Source organism: Psychrobacter sp. GTC18467, assembly GCF_055397455.1.
The window spans coordinates 535127-553878 of sequence record NZ_AP038920.1; the positions used below are offsets into that span (position 1 = coordinate 535127).

An 18752-nucleotide genomic window follows, 5' to 3' on the forward strand; every position below is an offset into this window, starting at 1 on the left:
CCGTCCAAGGCTTTTATTACTATTAAAACTCAAGTTATCCTTAACTGAATTAACGCCGCGGCTTATTCACGCTCTTGAGCTTGCGCGGCGCTGGCAATATCGTCAAGGTCCGTGCTAACGTCTGGCTCAATCTCGGCAGTAAACACGCCATCATCAATTAAGGCGTCAATTAACTCATCCTCATTGTCCTCGCCCTCAACACTGGCAATGGAAACGAGGTTTTCATCACTGGCAAGTCTAATTAAGGTCACCCCTTGAGCATTGCGACCATTATTTGCAATATGTTCAACGGGCGTTCTGACCAATGTGCCTTTATTGGAAATCAAAATCACGTCATCGCTTGGCGCAACTTTGACCGCGCGCACCAATTCGCCGTTACGCTCACTGGTTTTAATCGCAATCACCCCGCCGCCGCCGCGATTTTGGGTATTAAATTCATCAATAAAGGTGCGCTTACCAAAGCCATTTTCACAAGCAATCAAGATTTCTTTAGCAGCGTCATCAATGACGACTAATGATTTGATACTCTCGTCGTCATCAAGGCGCATTCCGCGAACCCCGCGAGCAGTTCGACCCATTGAGCGCGCATCATTTTCATTAAAGCGGATGGCTTTACCGCTTGATGAAAACAGCATGACCTCTTGGCTGCCATTGGTCAGTTGAGCGTTGACCAGTTTGTCACCATCATCAAGGCTCAGCGCAATCAAACCATTGGAGCGGATATTGGCAAATTGCTCAAGCTCAACCCGTTTTACGCTACCGTTCGCCGTCGCAAAAAATACAAAATGGCTATCGCTGTCATCACGCTTTTGTGGGACGGGCAAAATGGTGGTGACCGTTTCATCAGCATCAAGGTTGATGAGATTCACCAGTGGTCGACCGCGAGCGCCACGACTGGCAATCGGTACTTCAAAGCCGCGAAGGCTAAAGACGCGACCGTTATCGGTAAAGCAAAGCACCGTATCATGGGTTGAGGTGACCACCAAATGGTCAATCACGTCATCTTCTTTCATTGCCGTGGCGGATTTGCCTTTGCCGCCGCGTTTTTGCGCCACGTAATCATCAATGGGCTGAGTCTTGGCGTAACCGGTTCGCGATACCGTCATCACGACCGTTTGCTCAGGGATTAAATCCTCACGGCTGAAATCTGCTCTTGAGTCAACAATATCGGTTCGGCGCTCATCGCCAAACTCATCGCGGATTTCAATCATTTCATTGATAATAACCGCCATCAGCTTGTCAAAATCGCCTAAAATCGACTCTAAGCGGTTGATTTCAAGCAGCAAGCTTTTGTATTCATCGCTAAGTTTGTCTTGCTCAAGACCGGTTAAACGGTGCAGCTGCATTTCTAAAATGGCGTTCACTTGGTCAAGCGACAAACGGTAGCGCGATTGGTTTTCAATCAAGCCAAACGGCGCTTTTGGGTCTTCACCTTCAATAAAATCAGGGCGAACGGCTTGGCTTCCTGCCGCTTCAAGCATGGCAACCACACTGCCGGACTGCCAAGTATTTCCTAGCAAGTTTTCCCGAGCCTCACCGCGGTTTGCCGACTCTTTAATCGTGGTAATAATCTCATCAATGTTGGCAAGAGCAACGGTTAAGCCTTCAAGCAAATGACCACGAACGCGCGCTTTATTTAATTCAAAAATCGTTCGGCGAGTGACCACTTCTTGACGATGGCGAACAAACGCAGCGATCAGTTGGCGCAGGTTTAACAGCTTTGGCTGACCATTATCAAGAGCCACCATATTGATACTAAAGCTCGATTCAAGCGGCGTTTGCAAAAATAGATTGTTAACCACGACTTCCGCGTTCTCGCCGCGGCGCAAATCAATGGCAATTCGCATGCCGTCTTTGTCCGACTCATCGCGGATTTCGCTGATGCCTTCAAGCTTTTTATCGCGAACCAGCTCAGCAATGCGTTCAATCAGTTTGGCTTTGTTTGCCTGATACGGCACTTCGGTGAATACGATACGCTCGCGGTCACGGTTGACGCCCGAGTCACTCATCGGCTCGATATGGTAGCGACCACGGATATGCAGGCGACCTTTGCCAGTACGATAAGCATCGACAATTCCTGAACGACCATAAATGATGCCGCCGGTTGGGAAATCAGGTCCTGAAATATAAGTCATCAGCTCCTCGCCCGTGATTTGCGGGTTTTTGGCGTACGCCAAGCAAGCATTAATGACTTCGGTTAAGTTGTGCGGCGCCATGTTGGTTGCCATACCAACCGCAATTCCGGTGGCACCATTGACCAAAAGGTTGGGAACTCGCGCTGGCAGCACACTTGGCAGACGCTCTGAGCCGTCGTAGTTGTCTTCCCAATCGACGGTATCTTTGTCCAAATCGGCAAGCATTTGATGGGTCAATTTGGTCATGCGAACTTCGGTATAGCGCATCGCCGCCGGTGGGTCATCGTCAATTGAGCCAAAGTTACCTTGACCGTCCACCATCGGATAGCGCAAGCTGAAATCCTGAGCCATTCGCACGATGGCATCATAAACCGCGATGTCGCCATGCGGGTGGTATTTACCGATGACATCACCCACCACACGCGCTGATTTTTTATAAGCTTTGTTGTAGTCGTTTGACAGCACGTGCATGGCGTACATCACGCGGCGGTGTACCGGCTTGAATCCATCTCGCACATCAGGAAGCGCGCGCGAGACAATCACGCTCATCGCATAATCCAAATAGGACTGCTTTAGCTCATCCACAATGGCAATCGGACTGACCGAGTCACTCATAAACACTCCTTTCCTCATCAGTATTTACAACCAAAGACGATAATTCTCAAAGCTTAATCAATAATAAAAGCCCTCAATCAGCCGCTTTTATCGAGCTTTTTTGCCTTTAAAATAATGATGATTTTAACGGTAAATAAAAGAGTCTATTTTAGCACAAATTTGCCAATTTAGCGACATTTCAATGCCGATAGCACTCAGCTGAGCGCTTGATTTTGAACGCGTTAAAACCTTTTTTATAAAAATTTTCCATAAAAAAAACTGCGACACTTTCGCAGGCATTTTTCTTCATCAATAATGATTACTATCTATGCTCATGGCAAATTTTATTAAAACTACACTATTCCTGCGGCAAGTTGCAAAATAGGGTCAATGTCACTAACCTCTTGTTCAGCGCTAAGCGCGGTGACGGTATGGGCTGATTCGGCTGTATTTTGAGATGGGACTTGCAATAAACTTTCGTTTTCCACCCAAATAAGCCTATGCGCTAATAAAACCTGCAAATCTACTTTGGGTAGCATTGCCACACAAACCTGTTGACTTATGGGGTCATCGCGTTGAAGCAACAGTAAAAACTGGCGCTCGCGACCTTTTAAGTTTTGAGCCGCGCTACTTGCTTTTTTTGCACCCAATTCTGTTAACTTAATCGCGCCAAAGGGTGATGATAATGTAGTCATAGGTCACTCCTTTTTTTACTTTAAACTGCAAAACCCAATCTAAAATCCCCCCTATTATAAAGGTTCAAAAAACTGATGCGTCTTAAATGATTCTTATTACTAGACTTAATATTATAATCTATATATTCAATATCACGCAAATAAAAATATTTCTTCCTCATTATGTTCAGTAGTAACTATCATTAACTTTAAGAGTTTATCTACCAATAGACATTTAAAAAAACTATAAAAAAAGGGACTGATATCAGCCCCTTTTTTTAACATTTGTATAGTCAAATACAATCATTAACTGGGATTGGTTTGTACCTTAATAAAATTTTGGTCAAAAAACTCGCGCGTCGCCTGCGTACAAGCAGTACTGGCAAGTTGATTATGATAGCTGCTCAATACAGCAGCTTGAGAAGCTTGCGCTGCCTCCATGTCTGACTTACCCGCAGCTTTTGCTTGCTGATACGCGGCGGTGCTTGTGGCGTCAATCGTCTTGGCAAATTGCGCTTGCACACTATCAACGACATGATTCACCTGCCAAGTATTTGCTGAGGCGCTGCCAATCAAGGTCAAGCGGTTATTTGGGCGCGTTGTTTTATTGGTGGCATCAACATCAAGAACGGTGACGTTTAAGCTTTTTTTAGGGTCTTGCGCAATTTGCTGCAAAATTGCCGTCATTGACCCTGTATTTAGGTCATAAAATACCGTTGGGTCTTGGTTGCCACCGCAAATAAAGGTCGGCATCGTTGGCGCATAGCCGCGCAAATCATTGGCTTGCAGTGATTTACGAAGCTCATTTTGCGGATTTTGAATTGGAAGCACTCCTGTACCCGCAAGTAACGGGTCAGGATTTTTTTCTACGTCCATCAAATACTGAGCGCGGTAATCGGTTCGGATGAGATAGTTTTTATCGGCAAAACCAAACTTTCCGGCAGGAGATATGGCATCAAGCGCCGGAATGCTCGTTGGTGCAGCTTGAAACAGTGCCGTTTGCGGCAATTTGCCATTAATAATTAAATCGTTAAACTTACCTTGAGTCGGCAGCATCGTTTCATTGTAAGGTTTATTAAAAATATCAGAAAGCTGATTATAAATCTTTGGATTTGCCGGCTGTAAACTTCGCGCAATCAATGGCGCAAACGCCGTTGCCCCAACGTTGACATTGCCGCCAAATATCGCATCGCCAAACGCCACTAACGCATAAGGTCCTGAAGACGGCGCAAGGGCAGTGACTGGGCGATGTTGCGATTCAAGCAATCTTGCCGTTGCCATTGCCACATGACCGCCTTGTGAATAGCCGGTTAAAAATAGCTTTCCTGAGTCTTTCACCATTTGATACGCCGGATTGTTCGCGCTTTTTTGCTCATTTAAGATTCGGCGCGCCATATCAAGCGCCGTGACCATCTCACCTGATTGCTGCTTTGCATTGAGATACGGATGATAGTTTAAATTCGACTTGTCGTAACCGGCATAATTGGGAACGACAACGATATAGCCTTGAGCGGCAAAGTTTGCTGCCATCAAGGTCGCTCGAAACCCAGCTTGGTTTTGGCCATTTCCCACTTGGGTAAAGTCATAGCTTTGTTCAGTTGCCGTGCCATGAGCGTGTAGTAATAGCGGTCGCTCGCCTTGACAATCGCTACTTGTACCACTTGGCAGCATGAGGGCAGCGGTGGCGGTGGTCGGCTCGCCTGCTGACCCTTGAGTTTGATAGCTGAATTTTTCAACGACCACGCCGCATTTGGCATCAGGAGTGACCGCTTTTCCCACATCAGAAATTTTTGCTAAAGCGTTATCGATACCTTTTGCATCAAAACTGCTGATGTTCTCTGGGACATTTGGATAATAAACGATGTTACTGTCGTCATCATTACACCCTGTTAACAGCAAACTGCTCACAATGGCAACTGACAAGGCGGTTAAATGAAACTTGGGCGAAAAAAAAGTAATATTTGGCGTCATGGTCGCTGTCCTTAGCAAACGATTGTTAAAATTATTTTGTTGCGCTTACCTTACTTTTTATACGCCAATTGTTGATAAAAAGCTACTGCCAATTGTGACACGGCGTGATACCATGACGCCGATTTGATAACTGGTTTTATATTGTTATGACACAAGCCAAAACGCCTAGAGCTGACCGCAGCTTTGACCCTATCGCCGACCATTTTGAAAAAAAAGTTTATGGCAATTTAAAAGGCGATATCCGCCTTGCCGTATTGCGCCGCGATATTTTTGCGGCGATTGAACGTAAAAGCGCCGAGCTTGGGCGAGCGCTTAAAGTGCTTGATGTGGGCGCAGGACTTGGTCAACTGGCGCTTGAGATAGCAGCCATGGGTCATGACGTTGTTATCAATGATATTTCGCCCAATATGATTGCCAAAGCCAAAGATAAGGCGCAAAAGCTTGAATTAAAACCAATCCGTTGGTACGTTTGCCCTTATCAAGACCTTGAAAGTGAACTGGCTGATGAAAAATTTGATATGATTTTATGCCATGCGCTGCTTGAATGGCTGGCAAAACCTTGGGAAGTGATGGACTTTTTTGATGAAAGGCTTCATCAAGGCGGCTTGTTGTCGCTGTGCTTTTATAATCCGGCAAGCTTTGATTATCGCAATTTAATTATGGGTAATTTTAATTTACTCGACAATCAAAACTACCAAGCGGACAATAAAAAAAGCCTAACGCCCAATCATCCGGTAGCAATCAGCGAGGTCAACTCTTGGCTTGCGGCGCGCAATTATCGGATTAAAACGATAAGTGGTCTGCGCGTGTTTCACGATTACGCGCCACTTAAGCGCGGCGGTCATAACGACCCAAGCGCGGTAATCGCAATGGAACTGCGCTATTCCAACCAAGAGCCGTTTAAATGGCTTGGTCGTTATTTGCATATTTTAGCTCAGGCTCAGGCTCAGGCTTAATTTTAATATCAGTCAGCAGCGCGGTCATATTCTGACCATGTGGTGGCATTAACATTTTTTTCATCAAAAACAACGACGTGCTCAAGCATGGGAATGATACCGATATCTGAGCCTATCGCATGATTGTGATGGCTTGGGACGAGTGCTAACACCATTTGACCATCATTAAGCTCAAGCCGGTACAAATAATTGGCACCGCGAAACACGCGACCAACGACTTTGGCGGTTTGCGAGCTTGCATCATCGTGAATGATGTCATCGGGGCGAACGAGGACTTTAATCAGGGTACCGTTTGGATAATCGTAATGGCAATATTGCGGCTGACCGTTTTGGTCAGGAACTTCTAAGCGCCGGTAAATGTCACCAAGCGCCGTTGCCACGTGACCGTCTTGAATGACGCCGTCAATCATCGCGCCCTCGCCAACAAATTCGGCAACAAACGGGCTTGCCGGCTCATGATACAGCTCGCTTGGCGTTGCCCATTGAATGAGTTTGCCGCCGTGCATCACCCCAACTTTATCGGCAATGGCAAAAGCTTCGTTTTGGTCGTGGGTGACCAAAATTGCGGTGGTTTGCGTTTGCTTTAAAATATCACGAACACTCATGGCAAGCGACTCACGAAGCACCACATCAAGGTTGGAAAATGGCTCATCAAGCAAAAGTAGTTTGGGCTTTGGCGCAAGCGCTCTTGCCAATGCCACGCGCTGCTGCTGACCGCCGGACAGCTGACTTGGGCGTTTGTTAGCGTGGGCGGTCAATCCAACAAGCTCAAGCATCTCGGTTACGCGGGCTTGTTTGTCTTTTGCTGACCATTTATTTAAGCCAAACGCAATATTTTTAGCCACGCTTAAATGCCCAAATAACGCGTAATCTTGAAATACCATTCCCATATCGCGCTTGGCAGGGGCAATTGCCACGGCGACGCCTGCGCCTTGGTTAGTCAAACATTTACCATTTAAGCCAATACTGCCAAATCGCGTCGGCTCAAGCCCAGCTATAGCTCGCAGCGCGGTGGTTTTTCCGCAGCCGCTATAACCCAAAAAGCAGCCAATTTCCCCTTGCTGCAAGCTTAATGATAAGCCATCGACCACGGTAATATCGTCATAGCCAACCATCAAACCAGTAACTTCAAAATACGGCTTGTCAGTTTGAGCGGATTTTGCTGCTGCATTGTCATCCAACGGCGTTAAGCTTGGTTTTACCGATTGGGATTTTGGCTGATTAAATAGCGGCTTTGAGGTCGCTGCTGTATTGATAAATTCAGACGTCATAAGCTGTACCACTATTGTATAAAATAAAATGCATAAAATAAAAGTTAAGCGTCAAATTTGTACACCTCAGCTGCCTTTATCGCTTTGCCGAAGCAGCACCCAAACCGGAATCAAGCCCACAAGCACAATCAGCAAGCTTGGCAGCGCAGCTCGACCCCACATGCCCTCGCTTGTCATCTCAAATACCCGAACGGCAAGCGTATCCCAACCTTGGCGGCGGGTCATCAAGGTGATGGGCATCTCTTTCATCACCTCAACAAATCCCATCAACAGCGCCGTCAGCACCCCCGGACTTAAAATCGGCAGCACCACTTGCCGCCAGCGCTGCCAAGCACTGTCACTTAGCAAAGTTGCCGCCGCTTCTTGATTGACCGTCAGTCGTGACAGCTGACGGTCAATTGGCTGAAATCCCACCGTCATAAAGCGCGTTGAGAGCGCAAGCAGCATCACCGCCACACTTCCCGACAATACCGGAAGCTTGGTAATGCCCTGCTCAATCAGCACATTATCCACCCAAGCAATCGGAATAAATACCCCAACTGCAAGCACCGTCCCTGGAACGACGTAACCCAAATTGGCAAAGGTGGCAAGGACTTTGGTCAACTTATCCGGATATTGGCGCTTAATCCAAGCAATAATCACCGCAAGTACCGCGATAAACAATGTCGTCAGACTGGCAATGACAAGGCTGTTGGTCACAAAACCAATATAGCGCGCGTCAAAATCTTGCTGAAAGTTCAGCGCCGTCCAATACACCAATTGCAAAAATGGAATTAAAAACGCCACCAAAAACATCACGCTGCAAATGGTGGTTAAGAGCAACTGCCCCGCAAGATTAACCTCAAGGCGACGATTTGCGCCTTGAACGATGGTCGCGCCGCGCTTGGCTTGCCAATATTGCTCCACCAAAACGACGACAAACACCATCAAAATCAGCAGGGCTGCAAGCTGAGCTGCCGTCGTTAAGCTAAAAAAGCCAAACCAAGCTTTATAAATGGCAGTGGTAAAGGTGTTGACATTAAACACCGACACTGCGCCAAAGTCAGCAAGCGTCTCCATCAAGGCAAGCAGCAAACCGCCAATCACCCAAGGCATGGCTTGTGGCAGCGCCAGCCTAAAAAACACTTGCCGGCGACCAAGCCCAAGCATTTGACCGGCTTCAATTGCCGTTCGACCTTGCGATAAAAACGCTTGGCGCGCAAGCAAATACACATACGGATAAAACGCAAAGGATAAGACAAGCCCCGCGCCCCAAACGTTACGAATCGAGGGAATGGGCGTCATGATGCCAAAGTCGCGCATTGCGGTTTGTAAAGGTCCACTAAAATCAATGATGCCAACAGAGACAAACGCCAGCACATACGCCGGAATCGCAAGCGGCAACATAAGCGCCCAAGCAAAAAACTTTTGCGCCGGAAAGCGGTACATGCTCGTCACCCAAGCAAGTCCCGTCCCCAAGCTTCCGGCGATAAGGCTGACCATGATAAGTAAAATCGCGGTATTTTTAATCACCTCAGGAAGCACAAACTCGCGCATATGCCCCCAAATATCAGCGGTCGGCTGCGTCCAAGAAAACAGCACCACCAAAATTGGGATAAACATAAACAACGAAATCAGTCCTAAGACTGATTTCGAGGCGGCACCTTGGGTTAGCAATTTAAACTTACCTTGAGCACGACCAACTTTGGTCATGCCTAAAGGCAGCTTAGCTCGTTTTGGTAGAGTCATCATGACCGAGTTACCATATCATTGTTACCATATCACCTGCATAAACTTTTATTATATGCCGATTTAAGACTTATTTGTAACCTGCTTTGTCCATCATTTGAATAGCTTGGGTTTGCAGAGCGCCAAACTTTTGAACGCTGATATCATCTTGCTTAAAGTCGCCCCAAGATTTGAGCAGTTCTGATTTATCGATACCCTCTTTTACAGGAAATTCTTTATCAGAGCTGGCATAAAGTCCTTGAGCTTTGTCAGACGACAACCATTCCATAAGCTTAATCGCGCCTTCAGGGTTGCTTGCGCCTTTCACCACGCCTGCGCCCGAAACGTTCACATGAGTTCCGGTGGTACCTTGGTTCGCCCAAAAGATTTTAACTGGAAAATCAGGCTTTTCATCAACGATTCGACCATAGTAGTAGCTGTTGGCAATACCAACTTCACATTGACCTGAAGCAATTGCTTCAAGCAAATTGGTATCATCGCTAAATACGTCAGTGGCAAGGTTATCCACCCAACCTTTAATAATTTGTTCGGTTTTTTCAGCGCCTAAATGCTCAATCATACTGGCAACAAGTGATTGGTTATATACCTTTTTTGACGTCCGCAAACACAATTTGCCTTTCCATTTTGGGTCAGCCAAATCAGCGTACGTTGATAGCTGCTCAGGCTTTACTTTGCTTGGGTCATAAAAAATCGTTCGCGCGCGCAGTGACAATCCCGTCCAGTTGCCTTCAGGGTCGCGGTATTTGGCAGGAACGTTGCTCTCAAGAACTTCTGATTTCACTGGCTGAAGCAATCCTTCTTGCGCCGCTTGCCAAAGGTTTCCTGCATCCACCGTTAAGAGCATATCGGCAGGGGTATTTTTACCTTCTGCTTTTAAGCGCTCCATCAAAGGTCCTGAACTGTCAGTAATCAGCTCAGCCTTGATGCCGGTTTCTTTGGTAAATTGGTCAAGAAGCGGCTTAATGAGCTGCTCATTTCGTGATGAATAAATGGTGACCGTTTGCTTATCATCGGTTGGGGCTGCGCTATCCGCGCCTGCCGTGGTCGTAGGCGCTGACTCAGTGGTTTCTGAGCTCGTTTCAGGGGCTTTATTACAACCGGTCAGCCCTAGCATTAAGCTGACAACGGCGATCGATAAGCTTGACTTAACCGATCCAGATGGCAATGATTTTGATAACAGTGACGATGAAAAAGTGACGCCTTGCGACATGATAAACTCCAAAATAAAAACCGATTACCGCAAAAAATTAAAAACAACTGATCGCCCAGTCCAAATCTAAAGCTCAATTTAACTTCGGCGCAATTTTGAAACCAACATACTAATAGAAACGATAGTGGTTATCAATCTATTTAAGGACAAAACCTATAAAGCAATACCTCAATAAGCTAGGATTATGATTTCAGTTTCAGCTTTAAAATTATGGGCTGTTGAGCAGCCACTGCCCCAAAATCGCATTGACCGCCGCTTCCGTTCGTAAAATCCGCGAGCCAAAGCTGACCGCTTGGCAATTATGCGCCGCTAAAAGTTCAATCTCGTAATCAATCCAGCCGCCTTCTGCACCAATAAACACGACATCGGGCAATGTACTTTGATGTTGCAGACATGCCTTTAAGCTTATATTTGCATAAGGGTGCGCCACGATGGCATTTTTCGGCTTTAATGCCGCAAACTCATCCTCAATAAACGGCTTAAATCGCGGCTTTAAGGTAATAGTTGGCGCTATCGTATCGACGCCTTGCTGAAGCCCTTCTAAGACAAACTCGTCCAAGCGCTTGAGCATCGGGCTTTGCCAATAGCTTTTTTGGCTGCGGTAGCTGTTGACCAAAATAATATCGCGAACACCAATGGCGGTCATGTCCATGACTAAGCGGCGCAACACTTTGGGTCGCGGCAATGCCAAAACAACAGTTAAATCAAGCTTAGCAGGTGGCGGCTCACTAAGCATAAGGTCAGTTAACGTGATGGCGTTTGGCAAAATATCTTGAATAACTGCCAATCCCAAGTTGCCACCAATTTCACCGATTTTAATCGCGTCGCCGATTTTGGCTTTGAGAACTGTTTTAATATGCTCAAGTTGTAGCGTATCCGTGATGGTGGCGCTTGAATTTTGAATTTGTGAGCTTGGCAATAAAATACAGTTCATGAGGTCGGCTCAAGCACTTGATTAATAAAATTAAGCTGGTCGGTTAGCGCCGATTGCTGCGATTTTGCTAATGCCTCGCCTGCTTTTCCTGCCATTTCGGCAAGCTTTGGCTGAGTTAACCACGCCACTAGCTGCTCAAATAAGAGTTTTTGCTCGGCATCATTAAAATTGGCATTGTTAAAATTTTTCGATAACGTTTTAACATCATCATTTTTTGGCAAATTGTCTATGGTGATCGCTTGATAATGGTCATTATTTGGCTGAAATAATGCGCCAACTTCCGCCAATTTATCGACCACTTCTTGGCAAGAATAGGTAAACTTTCCCATTAAAATCGGCGTGGCAACGCTTGCCGGCTCCACCGGATTGTGACCGCCAACATCAACCAGCGAACCACCAACGAGCGCCACATCAGCGCTTTGATACCAATGCATCAGCTCGCCCATCGAATCGGCAAGATAAACTTGCGTTTTTGCATCCACCGCTTCATTTTGACTGCGCCGCGCTATCGTAAAGCCATTACTTTCAATCATTTTTGCCACCTCATCAAAGCGTTCAGGATGACGGGGCACAAGAATGAGCAACGCATCCATTCCCAAATTTAAAAGCTCACGTTGAAAGTTAAGCGCGATTTGCTCCTCGCCGTCATGCGTGCTTGCAGCCACCCAAATCGGGCACTTTGTTGGCAATATTGGAAATTGAACGGTATTTTGGTTCGTATTTGCTTGCGGCATCACCCATTTAAGCGAGCCTGCGGTAACGACTTTTTGACTTTCTGCGCCAAGCTTACAAAAGCGCTCGGCGGACGCGGCATCTTGCGCGATAATCAAGGTTAAATTGTCCATCATGCTTTGACTGACCGCTGCAATTTTTTGATAGCGCGTAAATGATGATGCTGACAGTCGACCATTGACCAAAATGCTTGGGATTTGTCGCTTGGCTAAAACTGCCAAAATATTTGCCCAAAGCTCCGTTTCTACAAACAGCGCGGCAATGGGCTGAACGTGCGCCAAAAACCTCTCAATCACCTTTGGGCTATCGACCGGAACAAAGCTATGGCTTAGCTTTCCGCTGTCAATTGCTTTGGCAAATCGGCTTGCCCCGCGCGCAAATCCCGTTTGCGTGGTGTTGGTCAGCCAAATCTGGTAGCCTGCCGCCATGAGCGCGTCAAGCAGTGGCGCGACGGTGTTGGTTTCACCAAGCGATACGGCGTGACACCAAATGACGCCTTTTGCGCCTGCGTTCGGCGCTCGGGGATAATGATGACCAAATCGCGCGGCAACTTCCGAGCGGTAATTGGCATTTTGATGTGAGCGCTGCCAAACTTGTAAGCGATACAGTGGCTTTAACACCCCGATTGCCGCTTGATAATACCAAGGCGGTCGCTGAATTGGGGTTATTTTCGTGGCTGCTTTCTTGCTCGTAGAAGGCTTTGGCTTAACATTTGAAGTCATATGACAATTTATTTAATCCTAATTAAAATATTATACAAAAATCACTAGCAAAATCGCTGCCACCACAAGCCCCGCAATGAAAACTTGATAACGCTTGATGCTTGTTTGTTCCTGCTTTTGCGAGGTCAGTAAAAGCTCAGCTTGCTGCCACTGCGACTGAACGGCAAGCGCGTCAGGGTGACCATTTTCTGCCGCTTTTTCAAGCCAAAATTTACCTACCGCCAAATCTTGCGGCACAAATAACCCTTGATAATACAATTTGCTGAGCAAACGCTGAGCGCAGCTGTCCGTTGCAGCGGCTTTTTTTATGATTTCTAAAGCGCTCTCTACTCGCGCCTCGCTGTCTTTAATTAATCCCTCGCCAAGCAGCTCATACATGGCAAGATACAGCATCGCTGCGGTGTTGCCGTCTGTTGCCGATTGCTCAAGCAGCGCTAAGGCTTTGTTTCGTGCGCTTAAATTTGCCTCAGAGAACGTCACCTCACCGCGTGGCTTTTTTTGCTTGGCAATGTGGCGCTCAAACTGGTCAAGGATTTTGCGCGCTTGTTGATAGTCGCTCACGCCGCCGCTTTGCGCCACCTCAATGTTATCCATATCGCTCATCAACTGCACAAAAACTTCGGGGGTTGGGGCGACAACTTTAACAGGTTTTGGCGTTGTGGGCTTGCTGATAGGAATTTGATTTGGCGGCGATTGCTCGGCGCTTTGGTCGATATTTAACGGCGGTTTTTGGGAAATACTTTCCGCAATCGGCACAGATTTTGGCAGATTCTGATTAAATTCAGCTTCCGCGTTAGTTTTAATAAGTTGAGTTGCTGCAAGATTGTCAGGAGGTGAATTATTTATCGCAGAGTTATTTATCGTAGAATTATTACCAAACGCCTGCTGAGATTGGATTAAGTTTTCACTCAACCGCGTATTATTGTTTTTTTCAAAATCGTTTTTTAACAAGTTTTCTTTTTTTGCTAAAACTAAATCCGCAGATAAAGGCTGATGGCCAAGCTGATTGAGAACGTTTAACACACCTTGATAAAGACCGCTGGCAATCGGCTGAGTTTGCACCGCTTGAAAAGGTCGGTCAATACTGCCAAACAACCGCAATCCTATCGGCTCAAGGGCAAAAAATAAGGCGCCATTAATTCCAAACGCCATTTGCTGATAAAAGTCATCATGGTTTAAGACAAGATTCGCCTTGCGGCTTTTTAGGTCAAACGGACTGAACCAATGCCCAACCAGCCCACTTTGGGCTTGCAGCACGCGACCGGAATAAAACGCCAAAAACAGCAATAACTGCCGATATGTATCATCGGCGAGAATGAAAGCTTCTAAGCGGTGGTTTTGGATCATATCGCGGCGGATTTTACTTAAGAGCGTATCCACACGCTGCAAGCTGTCAAGCGTTTCATCAAGGCGGCAGTAGCGAACTTCAAGCTCATAAGCCATGCCCCCTGCAATCGGACGCTTTGCCAAAAAATCCTGCCAATAGCCTTCCGCCACGTAATCCAAAGTCGTTTTTTGTGCCGCCGGTGTTTGCATATCGCTATCAAATCCTTAAAACGCTGAACCACTATGCCATTTTTCGCCAAATTTGATAGCCTTTATCGCATTTTTTACCCTAAAAAAGCAAGCGCTTGCCCAATTTTTAGGGTTTTGTTTGGGTAGTCTTGGTGGTTTTGGCATTGTTAAAGCAGCGGACTCATTAACCGAATGACATTGTCAAACAAATCTTTTGCCGCGCTGCGTTGCCGCCATTCCTCAAGCCCTAAGAATCGACAATTTTGCAAATAAATCTCTTGGCAATCAGCAATTTGCTTGACCATTGGTTTGCTATAAATGGCAAGGCTGACTTCCATATTTAAATAAAAACTGCGCATGTCGATGTTGACCGTACCAAATAAGCAATAATCCTCATCAATCACCACCGTTTTGGTATGCAAAAGCCCTGCTTTAAATAGCGCAATGGTCACGCCTGCTTCAAGCAGCTCTTGATAATACGCTTGCGAGGCATGCTGAACTAAAAACGAATCGACCTTTTCAGGGATAATTAAGGTCACCTCAAGACCGCGTTTGGCGGCGGTGACAAGTGCGCCGCAAAGCGCCTCATCGGGAACAAAATACGGCGTGGTGATTTGAATTCGCTTGTTCGCGCGATGAATGATAGTCACCAGAGTGTTATAAATCACGTGCGAAGTCAGATGCGGCGCGGAGGGAATCAGCTGCGCTGTGACATTATCAACCACCGGCATCGGCGGCACCAAAACGGCACCGGTCGGCGCGGGGGCAATTTGCATCATTTTAGCATCGCTTAGCACCCGAACGCGGCGGTTAATGTCATTAATGGTCGGCTGCATGACATAAAGCTTTCGCGTATAGCTGCTGACCCGTTTTTGCAGCGCGTTGAGATTGTCATTACTCTCCGCACTAATATCGGTCACCACCACCTTCGCCATCGCCGTAGCAATGCTGATGGACTCATGGCTAACGCTGCGAATCATGACATCAATCCACTGCCCCACGGCTTTATCTTGTTTAAAAAACTCAGGGTCAACCAAGTTAAAACTGCCGGTATAACCGATAAACTCATCAATCACCACAATTTTACGGTGATTTCGCAAATCGGTTCGCTTAAACAGCGTCTTAAAAAGCCCAACCGGCAACGATTGATGAACCACCACGCCCGCTTCAGTCAACTGCCGATGGCAAGCGCTGTTAAAAAAGTTAAAACTGCCCACACTATCGACAAGCAAATGGCATTCAACGCCGCGCTTTGATGCCTCCATCAACGCCTCAAGAACATCAAGCACGCGACCTTTGGGATAAACGATATAAAACTCCATCAAAATCGTGCGCTCAGCACCATTAACATCATCAACCAACTGACTAAAAATCACCTCAGGCGAGGTCAACAGCTGCATCTGATGCCCTGAAAAAACCCCAAACCCCGTCCCACAAATCCCAATATGGCTCACCCCTTGATAATTTGCCGCCACCAGATTTTGACCTTGGTCAAACACCAATTGCTCACGCTTTGCCATATCATCGATTAACAGCTGCGCCTCCTCCATGCGCTTACGATAGCGACTACCAATCATCGGCTCACCCACCAAAATGTAAGCAAGCAGCCCAACCAGTGGCAACACATATAAAATCGCCACCCAAGCAATCGCTACCCCTGTATTACGCTGAACCGACACAATTCGCAGTGTCATTAAAATCATCATTGACATGTGCAGCAGCCAGCCATAACCGGCAACATCGCTCCACGACCATGATGTTAATGGCTCAGTTATCGACCAAAATTCCAACCTCATCTCCAAGATTACTTTTTATGGTTATCCATCAAACAATAAATTAAAAAAAACGGCAAACCCTACAAAAATTTCGCTGAACTCCGCAAACGCTTATAGTATAAAGACTTTAAAACACCATAGCGTAGCTTACTGTAACGTCAACCTTGAAAAAATTACCTGAAAAACATGATTAAAATCAAAGCTATCTCATTTTTATGCAAAAAAATTTAAAATAATATTTGACACGCCTTAGCAAATGTATATAATACACACCCACAGAGCGGGTGATTAGCTCAGTTGGTAGAGCGTCTGCCTTACACGCAGAATGTCGGCGGTTCGAGCCCGTCATCACCCACCACTTATTAGCAAGTGGGTTCTTTTAGAACAAAATGCTAAGCGACCTAAGCAGCGGTAGTTCAGTTGGTTAGAATACCGGCCTGTCACGCCGGGGGTCGCGGGTTCGAGTCCCGTCCGCTGCGCCATATTTAAAACTTAGTTAGCTTTTAATTAAGTGCAAAAGTTTCGACCTCAAGTAATGATTTGCTTGAGGTTTTTTTGTGCTTTTAATTTAAGTAAACCCCTGATTTATATACCTTTATTTTCTTTGTTCGGGTAGTCAGTTTGAATCACTGAAGTTTTCTTTCAATGTCAACACTAACTTTGATTGCAGGGAGTTTGCTTCTTTAAAATCGGTGACCATTTGGTGACCAAAATTGTTAAATACGAGCACTTTTTTATACATTTAGCAAATTAGCCATAAAACTTAAAAAACAGCCTTGTCAGTGGTATACAAGCTCGATTGCAACTCCCACAATTCTTTAAAAACCCCATCAACGCGTTTTAATTCTTCAGGAGTTCCATCTTGAACCAAAACGCCCTTATCAATCACTAAGACCCGATCTACGCCATTGATAGATCCCAATCGGTGGGTAATCATAAAGCTCAGCTTTCCTTTAGACAGCAGTTTAAAATCCTCATAAAGCTTCGCTTCAGACTTTGGATCGATGGCTGAGGTTGGCTCATCCAAAAGGATCATAGAGGTTTTGGCATTCAATCCGCGCAAGATGGCTAATCTTTGCCACTGACCTCCTGAAAATTCAATACCGCCAAATGATTTGCCGACCAAAGTATCTAACGAAACATCAGCAGGTAATCCAAGCTCAGATTGGATTTTATTATCATTAAAAGAGGTTGTTTTGCTCAAGCTAATATTTTCTTTAATCGTTAACTTAAATCTAAAAAAATCTTGGAACACCGCGCCAATGCATTTTCGCAACTCCAAAACATCATATGAGCGTATATCCTGACCGTTAATTAAGATTTGACCTTTTGATACGTCCCAAAACCTGCAAGTTAAATGTACCAGCGTTGATTTTCCCGCGCCATTATGACCAACAATGGCAATAGACTCGCCAAGACTTGCTGAAAAACTAAGGTTATAAAGAATATAGTTTTCAGATTTTGGGTATTTAAAACTTACATTCATAAACTCAATAGTTTGTATTTTATCAATTGTCAATTCGCCATTTTTAATATCCTCTGAATAGTCTAAAAATGAAAAGTACTTTTTAAAATAGTCTAGTATTTCATAAAGCAAAGCGCTGTGCTGTATCAAGCCATCCAATCGATTATTTAAGATTACTATGGACTGTAACAGCACAACGATTGATGACGCGATAATGGTCGCTGCTTTGTTTTGCTCATAAAGCGAAAATAACACCAAACCGATCACAAAAATGGAAATCAGCTGAAACGGTATTGGCTTGATAAAGATATTAAATTGCGCTTTTTTAAGCTCACTATAAACGCTTTGAAATGCCTCACTATATTTATCTATGAGTAATGGATATGCCCTAAACAAATGAATATCTTTTTGAGCCTCTTTTGAAAAAGTAATTGAAGAAAAATAGTCCATCAGTCGGCTTTGCTTTCCGGTTGTCATCAATGCTTGCCAGCTAAAGGATGCCACTTTAAAATTGATATAGGACAATGGTATCGCCGCGAGCAAAATAACGAAAGGAATCCACCATTTAATTGCAAATAGCATGAAGGATAACGCGGTTACCGTAATCAGCTCTCTGGCGATGGTGACTAAATTCACTGAGAAATTGGTAGGTCTAAATTTAGATTGGTTTTTTAAAACGGCGACCGCATCTTGAATGTCTACATCTTCATAAGCTTGCAAGCCATGAAAAGAGGCATTTTTTTTCATCAATTGCGTGATTATTTTATTGGTGACCAGCTGATTGATATGCGATTGTAGATAGCTGATAAAAGGATTAAGCAGCGTAGGCAACAACAAACTTATGCCCCAAATTGCGATAACAAAAATGATAGAATTTTTCGTATCATCGTTTTCAAAAAGTGAAACCAGCTGACCAGTCGCAAAAACATTTAACGCTGGCATGATCCCAACCACAAATAAACATAGCGCCATGGCGATATTGTAGTTAGGGCAAGCAGAAAAAATTTCTTTAACTGATCTAAAAAACAGTCGCATCTTTTTATTCATTTGTCATATATTTTTAATAAGAA

Annotated in this window: 12 protein-coding genes and 2 tRNA genes; 3 read left to right on the forward strand and 11 right to left on the reverse strand. The window is 45.4% G+C overall.

Annotated features, from left to right (window positions below; translation table 11 throughout):
* Positions 1–62 precede the first annotated feature (62 nt).
* From gyrA to ACZ5XY_RS02210, 3 genes are all read right to left on the reverse strand, one after another.
* Entirely contained in the window at positions 63–2750 is a 2688-nt protein-coding gene (gene gyrA, locus ACZ5XY_RS02200; protein ID WP_464742562.1) for a DNA gyrase subunit A, read from the reverse strand.
* A 332-nt stretch (positions 2751–3082) separates the two neighbouring features.
* Positions 3083–3424 carry a hypothetical protein gene (locus ACZ5XY_RS02205; protein ID WP_464742564.1) on the reverse strand — a complete coding sequence of 114 codons (342 nt, stop codon included), beginning with the start codon at positions 3422–3424 and terminating at the stop codon, positions 3083–3085.
* A 285-nt stretch (positions 3425–3709) separates the two neighbouring features.
* The gene (locus ACZ5XY_RS02210; protein ID WP_464742566.1) at positions 3710–5374 is read right to left on the reverse strand and encodes an alpha/beta hydrolase; all 1665 of its coding nucleotides are present in this window, start codon (positions 5372–5374) and stop codon (positions 3710–3712) included.
* Between the two features lie 146 nt (positions 5375–5520).
* Between ACZ5XY_RS02210 and ACZ5XY_RS02215 the strand changes: the two genes are divergently transcribed.
* The gene (locus tag ACZ5XY_RS02215; protein WP_464742568.1) at positions 5521–6330 is read left to right on the forward strand and encodes a methyltransferase domain-containing protein; all 810 of its coding nucleotides are present in this window, start codon (positions 5521–5523) and stop codon (positions 6328–6330) included.
* An 8-nt stretch (positions 6331–6338) separates the two neighbouring features.
* Here ACZ5XY_RS02215 and ACZ5XY_RS02220 read toward each other — a convergent pair whose 3' ends face one another.
* From ACZ5XY_RS02220 to ACZ5XY_RS02250, 7 genes are all read right to left on the reverse strand, one after another.
* On the reverse strand, positions 6339–7445 hold the full coding sequence (locus ACZ5XY_RS02220; protein WP_464743699.1) for an ABC transporter ATP-binding protein: 1107 nt from the start codon (positions 7443–7445) through the stop codon (positions 6339–6341).
* A 222-nt stretch (positions 7446–7667) separates the two neighbouring features.
* Positions 7668–9293 (reverse strand): ABC transporter permease, encoded by a 1626-nt coding sequence (locus ACZ5XY_RS02225; protein WP_464743701.1) that lies wholly within the window; start codon positions 9291–9293, stop codon positions 7668–7670.
* 106 nt (positions 9294–9399) lie between these two features.
* Positions 9400–10539, reverse strand: coding sequence for a Fe(3+) ABC transporter substrate-binding protein (locus ACZ5XY_RS02230; RefSeq protein WP_464742570.1), 1140 nt, complete (start codon positions 10537–10539; stop codon positions 9400–9402).
* A 208-nt stretch (positions 10540–10747) separates the two neighbouring features.
* A complete protein-coding gene (locus ACZ5XY_RS02235; protein WP_464742572.1) occupies positions 10748–11473 on the reverse strand; it encodes a 16S rRNA (uracil(1498)-N(3))-methyltransferase in 726 nt (241 codons plus the stop codon).
* A complete protein-coding gene (locus ACZ5XY_RS02240; protein ID WP_464742573.1) occupies positions 11470–12927 on the reverse strand; it encodes a 3-deoxy-D-manno-octulosonic acid transferase in 1458 nt (485 codons plus the stop codon). The genes ACZ5XY_RS02235 and ACZ5XY_RS02240 overlap by 4 nt, the downstream gene beginning before the upstream one ends.
* 30 nt (positions 12928–12957) lie before the next feature.
* Positions 12958–14463 carry a tetratricopeptide repeat protein gene (locus tag ACZ5XY_RS02245; RefSeq protein ID WP_464742575.1) on the reverse strand — a complete coding sequence of 502 codons (1506 nt, stop codon included), beginning with the start codon at positions 14461–14463 and terminating at the stop codon, positions 12958–12960.
* A gap of 146 nt (positions 14464–14609) precedes the next feature.
* A complete protein-coding gene (locus tag ACZ5XY_RS02250) occupies positions 14610–16238 on the reverse strand; it encodes a cardiolipin synthase (protein ID WP_464742577.1) in 1629 nt (542 codons plus the stop codon).
* 261 nt (positions 16239–16499) lie between these two features.
* Here ACZ5XY_RS02250 and ACZ5XY_RS02255 point away from each other — a divergent pair.
* Together ACZ5XY_RS02255 and ACZ5XY_RS02260 are read left to right on the forward strand one after the other, a co-directional pair.
* Positions 16500–16575 (forward strand) — tRNA-Val (locus tag ACZ5XY_RS02255).
* Positions 16576–16622: 47 nt separating this feature from the next.
* Positions 16623–16699: transfer RNA gene (locus ACZ5XY_RS02260), tRNA-Asp, on the forward strand.
* A 281-nt stretch (positions 16700–16980) separates the two neighbouring features.
* Here the strand turns inward: ACZ5XY_RS02260 and ACZ5XY_RS02265 are convergent.
* Positions 16981–18717, reverse strand: a complete 1737-nt coding sequence (locus tag ACZ5XY_RS02265; protein ID WP_464742579.1) for an ABC transporter ATP-binding protein — start codon at positions 18715–18717, stop codon at positions 16981–16983.
* Positions 18718–18752: the final 35 nt, after the last annotated feature.